The sequence below is a fragment of the Variovorax sp. dw_308 genome, from assembly GCF_019207085.1.
Taxonomy (GTDB): domain Bacteria; phylum Pseudomonadota; class Gammaproteobacteria; order Burkholderiales; family Burkholderiaceae_C; genus Variovorax.
In genome coordinates this window covers 1-377 of the sequence record NZ_JAATOM010000105.1, presented here as the reverse complement: position 1 = coordinate 377, position 377 = coordinate 1, and the positions used below count along the sequence as shown (strand labels likewise).

Annotated in this window: 1 protein-coding gene; it reads right to left on the bottom strand. The window is 62.1% G+C overall.

What is annotated here, in order from left to right; translation table 11 throughout:
- On the bottom strand, window positions 1–377 hold a 377-nt coding region (locus HCU76_RS36405; RefSeq protein ID WP_256354757.1), incomplete at both ends, for a methylmalonyl-CoA mutase family protein.

Genomic DNA, 377 nt, shown 5'->3' with positions numbered 1-377 from the left:
GCAGGCGCGCGGCGCGCATCTTGGCCACTTCCAGATAGAAGTTCATGCCGATCGCCCAGAAGAAGCTCAGGCGCCCGGCGAACACGTCCACGTCCAGGCCCTTGGCCAAGGCTGTCTTCACGTATTCCTTGCCGTCGGCGAGCGTGAAGGCCAGTTCCAGCGCCTGATTGGCGCCGGCTTCCTGCATGTGGTAGCCGCTGATCGAGATCGAGTTGAACTTGGGCATCTTCTGCGCCGTGTACTCGATGATGTCGCCGATGATGCGCATGCTCGGCGCGGGCGGGAAGATGTACGTGTTGCGGACCATGAACTCCTTGAGGATGTCGTTCTGGATGGTTCCGCTCAACTGGTCCTGCGCCACGCCCTGCTCTTCGGCG